The organism is Streptomyces sp. NPDC026246 (genome assembly GCF_055567995.1).
Genome location: NZ_JBVHPJ010000002.1, coordinates 895,289 through 903,011, shown reverse-complemented (window position 1 = coordinate 903,011; position 7,723 = coordinate 895,289). Strand labels below are relative to the sequence as shown.

At 73.4% G+C, this 7,723-nt stretch carries 6 protein-coding genes and 1 rRNA gene; 2 read left to right on the top strand and 5 right to left on the bottom strand.

Going from position 1 to position 7,723, the window contains the following annotated elements; translation table 11 throughout:
• The first annotated feature begins 158 nt into the window (after positions 1 to 158).
• A 5S ribosomal RNA gene (rrf, locus tag ACZ4M5_RS08115) occupies positions 159 to 275 on the top strand.
• A 98-nt stretch (positions 276 to 373) separates the two neighbouring features.
• On the opposite strand, the gene ACZ4M5_RS08110 is transcribed toward rrf, so the two are convergent.
• The 5 genes from ACZ4M5_RS08110 to ACZ4M5_RS08090 are packed head-to-tail and all read right to left on the bottom strand — an operon-like array spanning position 374 to position 6,020.
• The gene (locus ACZ4M5_RS08110; protein WP_467734225.1) at positions 374 to 1,684 is read right to left on the bottom strand and encodes a DUF58 domain-containing protein; all 1,311 of its coding nucleotides are present in this window, start codon (positions 1,682 to 1,684) and stop codon (positions 374 to 376) included.
• Positions 1,684 to 2,673 carry an AAA family ATPase gene (locus ACZ4M5_RS08105; RefSeq protein ID WP_467734294.1) on the bottom strand — a complete coding sequence of 330 codons (990 nt, stop codon included), beginning with the start codon at positions 2,671 to 2,673 and terminating at the stop codon, positions 1,684 to 1,686. Before ACZ4M5_RS08105 ends, ACZ4M5_RS08110 begins: the two co-directional genes overlap by 1 nt.
• Positions 2,673 to 3,869, bottom strand: a complete 1,197-nt coding sequence (locus tag ACZ4M5_RS08100) for a DUF4350 domain-containing protein (RefSeq protein ID WP_467734223.1) — start codon at positions 3,867 to 3,869, stop codon at positions 2,673 to 2,675. Before ACZ4M5_RS08100 ends, ACZ4M5_RS08105 begins: the two co-directional genes overlap by 1 nt.
• A complete protein-coding gene (locus ACZ4M5_RS08095) occupies positions 3,866 to 4,633 on the bottom strand; it encodes a DUF4129 domain-containing protein (RefSeq protein WP_467734221.1) in 768 nt (255 codons plus the stop codon). The genes ACZ4M5_RS08100 and ACZ4M5_RS08095 overlap by 4 nt, the downstream gene beginning before the upstream one ends.
• 4 nt (positions 4,634 to 4,637) lie before the next feature.
• Positions 4,638 to 6,020, bottom strand: coding sequence for a DUF7847 domain-containing protein (locus ACZ4M5_RS08090; RefSeq protein WP_467734219.1), 1,383 nt, complete (start codon positions 6,018 to 6,020; stop codon positions 4,638 to 4,640).
• A 140-nt stretch (positions 6,021 to 6,160) separates the two neighbouring features.
• On the opposite strand from ACZ4M5_RS08090, the gene mtnA reads away from it, so the two are divergent.
• Positions 6,161 to 7,309, top strand: coding sequence for an S-methyl-5-thioribose-1-phosphate isomerase (mtnA, locus tag ACZ4M5_RS08085; RefSeq protein WP_467734217.1), 1,149 nt, complete (start codon positions 6,161 to 6,163; stop codon positions 7,307 to 7,309).
• Positions 7,310 to 7,723: the final 414 nt, after the last annotated feature.

The following is a 7,723-nucleotide window of genomic DNA, read 5'->3' as shown; positions in this document are numbered from 1 at the left end:
GTTGATAGGCCGGATATGGAAGCACGGTAACGTGTGGAGTTGACCGGTACTAATAGGCCGAGGGCTTGTCCTCAGTTGCTCGCGTCCACTGTGTTGGTTCTGAAACCACGAACAGCCCCATGCTGCCACGCGTGGTGCGGCTGACAGTTTCATAGTGTTTCGGTGGTTATAGCGTAGGGGAAACGCCCGGTTACATTCCGAACCCGGAAGCTAAGCCTTACAGCGCCGATGGTACTGCAGGGGGGACCCTGTGGGAGAGTAGGACGCCGCCGAACAATTGTTGGGAAAACCCCCGCATCGAAAGATGCGGGGGTTTTCTGCGTTATAGGCACTGCCGTCCCCTGCCTTTCGGCCAGAGTTTTAGGGCATGGCCTCAGAGGCGGCCGGCGGTCTTCAGGGACAAGTAGGCGTCTGCCAACGCGGGGGGCAGGTCTTCGGGGGTGGCGTCGACGACGGTGACGCCGTGGCGGCGGAGTTGTTCCGCCGTGCGGAGGCGTTCCGATTGGGCCTGGGCTGCGGCTGCCGCCTCGTACACCGCGTCGATGTCTCCGCGGGACTTGGACATCGTCGAGATGTGCGGGTCCGCCACGGAGGCCAGGAGGACCGTGTGGCGCTGGGTGAGTTGGCCCAGGACCGGCAGGAGGCCCTCCTCGATCGGGGTGGCGTCCAGGGTGGTGAGGAGGACGATCAGGGACCGCCGAGGGGACGTGCGCAGAGCGGTGGCCGCCAGGCCTCGGGCGTCCGTCTCGACCAGTTCGGGCTCGAGGGTGGACATGGCGCTGACCAGCGCCGGGAGGAGGTCGCCTGCCGTGCGGCCCTGGACGAGGGCGCGGACCTTGCGGTCGTAGGCCATGAGGTCGACGCGGTCCCCGGCGCGGGAGGCGAGCGCTGCGAGGAGCAGGGCCGCGTCCATGGAGGCGTCGAGGCGCGGGGCGTCACCGACGCGGCCGGCGGAGGTGCGGCCGGTATCCAGGACCAGGAGGATGTGGCGGTCCCGTTCGGGACGCCAGGTGCGGACGGCGACCGTGGTCTGGCGGGCCGTGGCGCGCCAGTCGATGGAGCGGGTGTCGTCGCCGGGCACGTACTCGCGGAGGCTGTCGAACTCCGTGCCCTCGCCGCGGGTGAGCACGCTGGTGCGGCCGTCGAGTTCGCGCAGTCGGGCGAGCTTCGAGGGCAGGTGCTTGCGGCTGGTGAACGGGGGCAGGACGCGGACCGTCCAGGGGGCCTTGTGAGTGCCCTGACGGGCGAAGAGGCCGAGGGGCCCGTAGGAGCGGATGGTGATGCGGTCGGCCTGGCGGTCGCCGCGGCGGGTGGGGCGCAGGCGGGTGGTCACCCGGCGGCGTTCGCCCGGGGGGATCGTGAGCCGGTGACGGGAGGCCTCGGTCTCCGTGCCCTGTTGCCAGCTGCTCGGGGGCCAGGCGTCGCGGAGACGGGCCCGCAGCGGGCGGCGGGACGGGTTGGTGATCGTGAGGGTCACGTCAGCGGTATCACCCAGGCGCACGGAGGTGTCACCGGAGCGCGTGAGGCTCAGACGGCGTACGGGGGCGGCCAGGGCGTAGTCGCAGGCGCATGCGACGGCCAGGGGTGCGTTGACCGCGAGAACGCCCGTCCAGCTGGGCTCCCAGATCCCGACGGGGAGGGAGCCCAGGGCCGCGAGGAGGGCGGTGCGTCCGGTGAGCGCCATCAGCGGGGAACGGGGACGTGGGCGAGGATCGCGTTGACGACCGAGTCGGCCGTGACGCCTTCCATCTCGGCCTCCGGGCGCAGTTGCACGCGGTGGCGGAGGGTCGGGAGGGCGAGGGCCTTCACGTCGTCGGGGATGACGTAGTCGCGGCCGGTCAGCCAGGCCCAGGCGCGGGCGGTGGCCAGGAGGGCCGTGGCACCTCGGGGAGAGACGCCGAGGGTGAGGGACGGCGACTCGCGTGTGGCGCGGCAGATGTCGACGACGTAGGCGGTGATCTCCGGGGAGACCGTCGTCTTGGCGACGGCGGCGCGGGCCGCTTCCAGGTCCGCCGGGCCCGCCACGGGGCGTACGCCGGCGGCCGCGAGATCGCGGGGGTTGAAGCCCTCGGCGTGCCGGGTGAGGACGTCGATCTCGTCCTGGCGGGAGGGCAGCGGGATGGTGAGCTTGAGCAGGAAGCGGTCCAGCTGGGCCTCGGGGAGGGGATAGGTGCCCTCGTACTCGACCGGGTTCTGCGTCGCGGCCACCAGGAACGGCTCGGGAAGGGGGCGGGGGGTTCCGTCGACGGTGACCTGGCGTTCCTCCATGGCTTCGAGGAGGGACGACTGGGTCTTGGGGGGCGTGCGGTTGATCTCGTCGGCGAGCAGGAGGTTGGTGAAGACCGGGCCGGGCTGGAAGGAGAACTCGGCGGTGCGGGCGTCGTAGACCAGGGAGCCGGTGATGTCGCTGGGCATGAGGTCGGGGGTGAACTGGACGCGTTTCGTGTCCAGTTCGAGGGCGGAGGCGAGGGCGCGCACCAGAAGGGTCTTGGCGACGCCGGGGACGCCTTCGAGGAGGACGTGGCCGCGGCAGAGCAGGGCGACGACGAGACCAGTCACGGCGGGGTCCTGGCCGACCACGGCCTTGGCGATCTCGGCGCGCAGGGCCTCCAGGGAGGCTCGGGCGTCGCCCGGCTTCCCGCTGTGCCCGGCGTTGTCAGTGGTCGGGTCCATCATGGACGGCGTACCTCTCTTTCGAGGGCGTCGAGTCGGTCGGCGAGTGCGATGAGTGCTGCGTCGTCGCTGGGCGGTGGCCCGAAGAGGAGGGTGTGCAGGTCCTGTCCGTCGCCGTGGAGGTGGGAGGACAGGGCGGGCAGCAGGGCCTCGGGCGTCTGCGCCTGGGTGACGGGGACGCCTACGAGGGGGGCGAGGCGGGTGCGGGTCGTGGAGCGGAGAGCGTCGGCGGCGCGGTCGCGGGCGTCGGCTTTGCGGTAGAGGCGGGCGCGGCCTTCGGCGGTCTCGGAGGCGCGGATCGCGACGGGCAGTTTTTCGGGCACGAGGGGGCCGAGTCGGCGTGCCCGCCACAGGGCGGCGAGGGCCGCGGCGATGAAGAGCTGCAGGGTGCCCCAGAGCCAGCCCGAGGGGAGCAGGTCGAAGAAGCCGCGTTCGTCGTCGCCGCCGGTGGCCGACGTGTCGGAGAGCGAGGGGAGGTACCAGACCAGATGGGGGCGGGAGCCGAGGAGTTGAAGGGCGAGCGAGGCGTTGCCCTGCTCGTCGAGGCGGTCGTTGAGCAGGATGTCGGGCGCGCCGAGGACGACGGTGTCGCCGTCGCCCTGGTCGGCGGGGAGGCGCAGCAGGGTGGCCAGGCGTTCGCTGGGGTAGCAGGCGTCGGCGCCGAGGTGGGTGGTGGTGTATCGGATGCCGCCCGTTTCGGCGGTGCCGGCGCGGCGGGCGGCGGGCAGGGCGCAGTCGGGGGAGAGCGCCGAGTCGAGGCTGGTGGCGGGGTCGGCGGTGACGCCGGGGGCGAGCCGTTCGACGGAGGCGCTGCCGGGGGCGACGAGGACGGTGCGGCCGCCGGAGTCCGCGAAGGCGCCGTGCAGCCGGGTCTGCTGACTGCGGGTCAGCAGGTCGGGGACGGCGACCAGGAGAGTGGTGTCCTCGCCGGTCGCGGCGGCCGCCTCGTCCAGGGTGGTGACGACGCGCGTGTCCACGCCCCGGTCGGCGAGGAGTTCGGCGACCGCGCGGCTGCCGCCCGGGTCGGCGGAGCGCGGGTCGAGTTCGCCGTGCCGGGCGTCGGAGCGGAGCAGGGCGATGACGACGGCCCCCGCGAGGAGCAGGACGAGGGCGAGCGCGATGCCGCGGGTGCGGGTCCAGACCTGGCGTGCGGTGGGCGAGGCCGAGGTGGTGGGGAGCGTGGCCTCGGTGGTCATTCGGCGGCTCCCCGGCGGGCGTCGGGCGCGGTGCTCGCGCTGCTCGTCGCGAGGTGGGGCTTGGTGTGTTCCAGCTCGCGGTCGAGTCCGGCGACGCGGTGGTACGCCTCTTCGGTCCCGGTACGGCCGCCGTATGTGACGTCGTCGAAGTCGCGGGCGGCCGAGCGCAGTCGGTCGGTGTGGGCGGGCAGGACCCGGCCGGCTTCGGCGGCTGCCTCGTCGGCGGTGCGGCCGGGGCGGACGTCGAGCAGGGCGCGTTCTTCGAGGGCTCGGACGAGGGCGCGGGTGCGTTCCTGGACGGCCTGGCTCCAGTGGCCCTGGGCGGCGTGTGCCTCCGCGGCGGCGCGGTGGTCGGCGGCGCTGCGGGGGCGGTCGTCGAACAGGGCGGCGGAGGCGGCGGGTCGGCGGCGTGGGGTGCCGAGCCGCCACCACAGGGCGGCCAGCACGGCGACGACGGCCAGGGCGATGACGACCAGGCCGAGTGGGCCGCCGGGGGTGGCGGACGAGGCGCTGCGGAAGAGGTCGTCCACCCACTCCCAGAAGGCGTCGAGGGCGCGCTGGAAGAGGCTGGGGTCGTTCTCGTGGTACATCCGCTTGGACAGCTCCCGCCGGGCCGCCTCCCGCGCCGGGTCGCGCGGGATGGTGACCGGTGGGTCGTCGCCGGAGCGGGCCGACGACCGTGCGGAGATGTCGCCGGCCCGTTGCAGCGTCCGTATGGCGGCGCGGGGCAGCGCCGTGGTGAGAAGTTCCCCCGCCCGGCTCACCGCATCAGCCCCGCGAGGTGGCGCCGGGGGTGGAGCCGTAGCCCTGGACGCCGGCGGCACGGGCCAGTTCGAGGTCGAGGGCCTCGCGGCGGATGCGCTGGTCGATGTAGAGGAGCACGGTGACACCGGCCGTGATCGGGAAAGTGATCATCGAGCCGATCACCGAGCCGATGCCGCTGACGATGAGGAACGTCCAGCCGAGGTTGCTCCCGCCGGACTCGAGCCAGCCGGTGATGCCGTCGCCGCTGAGTGCGCCGGCGAGGAAGGTGAACGGGATGACGACGATCGAGGCGACGACGTTCGCGATGATCGTGGCCAGCAGCTGGATGCCGAAGATGCGCCACCAGGTGCCCTGGACCAGCTTCACGGAGCGGGCCATGGCCTTCTTGATGCCCTGCTTCTCCAGCATCAGGGCGGGCGAGGCCAGGGAGAAGCGGATCATCAGCCACAGGGCGACGATACCGGCGCCGATGATGCCGAGGACGGCCAGGGCGACGCCCGCGCCGGTGCTGCCGGCGACCGAGACGAGGATGCCCGGCAGGGTGCCGACGAAGACGATGCCGGCGGTGATGAGCAGCAACAGGCAGATCAGGCCGAACAGTTTGGCGACCTGAGGGCGTGCGTCGCGCCAGGCCTCGCCGATGCTCACGGGCCTGCCGAGCACGGCGCGGCTGGTGACGGTGGTGAGCAGGGCGGTGGCGACGACGGTGCCGACCAGGGAGATCACGAAGATGACCGTCGAGTCGAGCATGGCGTCGCCCATGGCGCGGCTCAACTCGTCGAGGGTGGCGCTCGGGTCGTTCAGGGCCTCGGTGCTGGAGTCGTCGAGGACCAGTCCCCGGAACAGCACGACGATGATCTCGGTCAGCACCGCGACGGTCAGGGAGATGCCCAGGACGGTCCGCCAGTAGGTGCGCATGGTGGAGACGGCACCGTCGAGGATCTCGCCCACCCCCAGCGGGCGGAGCGGGATGACACCGGGCTTGGCGGCGGGCGGCGGGCCGCCCCAGCCGCCTCCCCAGCCGCCGGGGTGTCCGTAGCCACCGTGCCCCGGTCCTGCGGGACCGTGGCCGCCGGGGGGCTGGGGTCCCCAGCCCGGACCGGGCGGCGGGGGCGGAGGGGTCTGGCCGGGGCCGGAGGAGCCGCCGGGCGCGGACCACTGGGCCGGTGGGGGCTGTTCCTTCGACCACTGCGGGCCGGGGCCCTGCGGGGCCTGACCCTGCTGGCCCTGCTGTCCCTGCTGGCCTTGCTGTCCCGGCTGGTCCGCGGGCTGCGAGGGCTGCGCGGGGCCGGGACGGTCGGCGGGCTCGGCAGGGCCGGACGCATCCGGCTTCTGCCCGTCGGACGGGGCGGATCCGGGCGAGGCCCAACCCGGAGTGTCGTTCATCGTCGCTCCTTCACGGTGCCCGTCCGCGGTCGCGGCGGCAGGTTGGCAGCCATCGTGCCATGGGGTGGTCTTGGAGTGACCGGCCGCGGTAGGGGCTGCGTACCTTCAATTGTCCGCGCGAAAGGGGGCAGACTGACGGCATGGCTGATCAGTACGCGCACAGCGGCGATGACAAACGGCCGACCGAGACCCCGGCGATCCGCTGGGAGGAGCCACCGGAAGGGCCGGTTCTGGTCCTGCTCGACCAGACCAGGCTGCCGGCCGAGGAGGTCGAACTGGTCTGTACGGATGCGTCCGCCCTGGTGGAGGCGATCCGCTCGCTGTCCGTGCGCGGGGCACCGCTGCTCGGCATCGCGGGCGCGTACGGCGTCGCGCTCGCCGCCGCGCGGGGCTTCGAGGTGGACGAGGCCGCGGACGCCCTGGCGAGCGCCCGGCCGACCGCGGTGAACCTGGCCGTCGGGGTCCGGCGGGCTCGTGCGGCGCACGAGGCGGCGCTCGCGGAGGGTGGTGACCTCCGGCAGGCGGCAGCGGCTGCCCTGGCCGCGGCGCGGCAGCTGCACCGGGAGGACGCTCAGGCCAGTGAGCGGATGGCCGAGCACGGCCTGGCGCTCCTCGACGAGCTGCTGCCCGGTGGCGGACACCGGGTGCTGACCCACTGCAACACCGGTTCGCTGGTGTCGGGCGGTGAGGGGACGGCGTTCGCGGTGGCGCTCGCCGCGCACCGCCGGGGGCGGCTGCGGAGGCTGTGGGTGGATGAGACGCGTCCGCTGCTGCAGGGCGCGCGGCTCACGGCCTACGAGGCGGCTCGCAGCGGGATGGCGTACACACTGCTCACCGACAACGCGGCGGGGTCGCTGTTCGCCGCCGGCGAGGTGGACGCGGTGCTGGTCGGGGCGGACCGCATCACGGCGGACGGCTCGGTGGCGAACAAGGTGGGGAGCTATCCGCTGGCGGTGCTGGCGCGGTACCACCACGTGCCGTTCATCGTGGTGGCGCCGGTGACGACGGTGGACCTGGACACGCCGGACGGGGCGTCGATCGAGGTCGAGCAGCGGGCCGGGCACGAGGTGACGGAGGTGGTCGCGCCGCAGGTGCCGGTGGCCGGTGTGGAGGCGGGCGGCGGTATCCCGATCGCGCCGCTGGGCACGCAGGCGTACAACCCGGCGTTCGACGTGACGCCGCCGGAGCTGGTGACGGCGATCGTGACGGAGGAGGGCGTCGTCTCGCCGGTGACGGCGGAGGCGCTCGCCGAGGTGTGCGCGCGTTCGCCCAGGGCCGCGACGCGCTGAGCGGCGGCTGACCGAGAGGGCGGGGCGGACTCACCAGGGGCGGGGCGGACTCGCCAGGGGCGGGGCGGCCGGTTTGGCGTCTCGCCCCTTCGGTGTGTTCGGGGGCGCCTTGTTCGGTGCTCGGTGTGGTGACCGTTCCGCCGGGGGGCGCTCCTGGCTCCCGGACTGTGTTGGAGCGCTGCCGTTGGCCTTCCGGCCGGGAGTGGAGCGCCGCCCTTCGCCTCCCGGCCGGAGTGGAGCCAGCTTGCCCGGGCTGCAAGCTGTTGGCTGTCGGCTGCGGGTGGCGGCTTGCCCTGGCTTTCCGGCCGCGGATGACGCTGCGCTTGCCCGGGCTCTCAGCCGCCGGCGGAGGGCCGCCCTGGCCTTTCCGGCCGCGCGGGGGTGGAGGCGGGCTTCCCAGGGGGCCTCACCGTC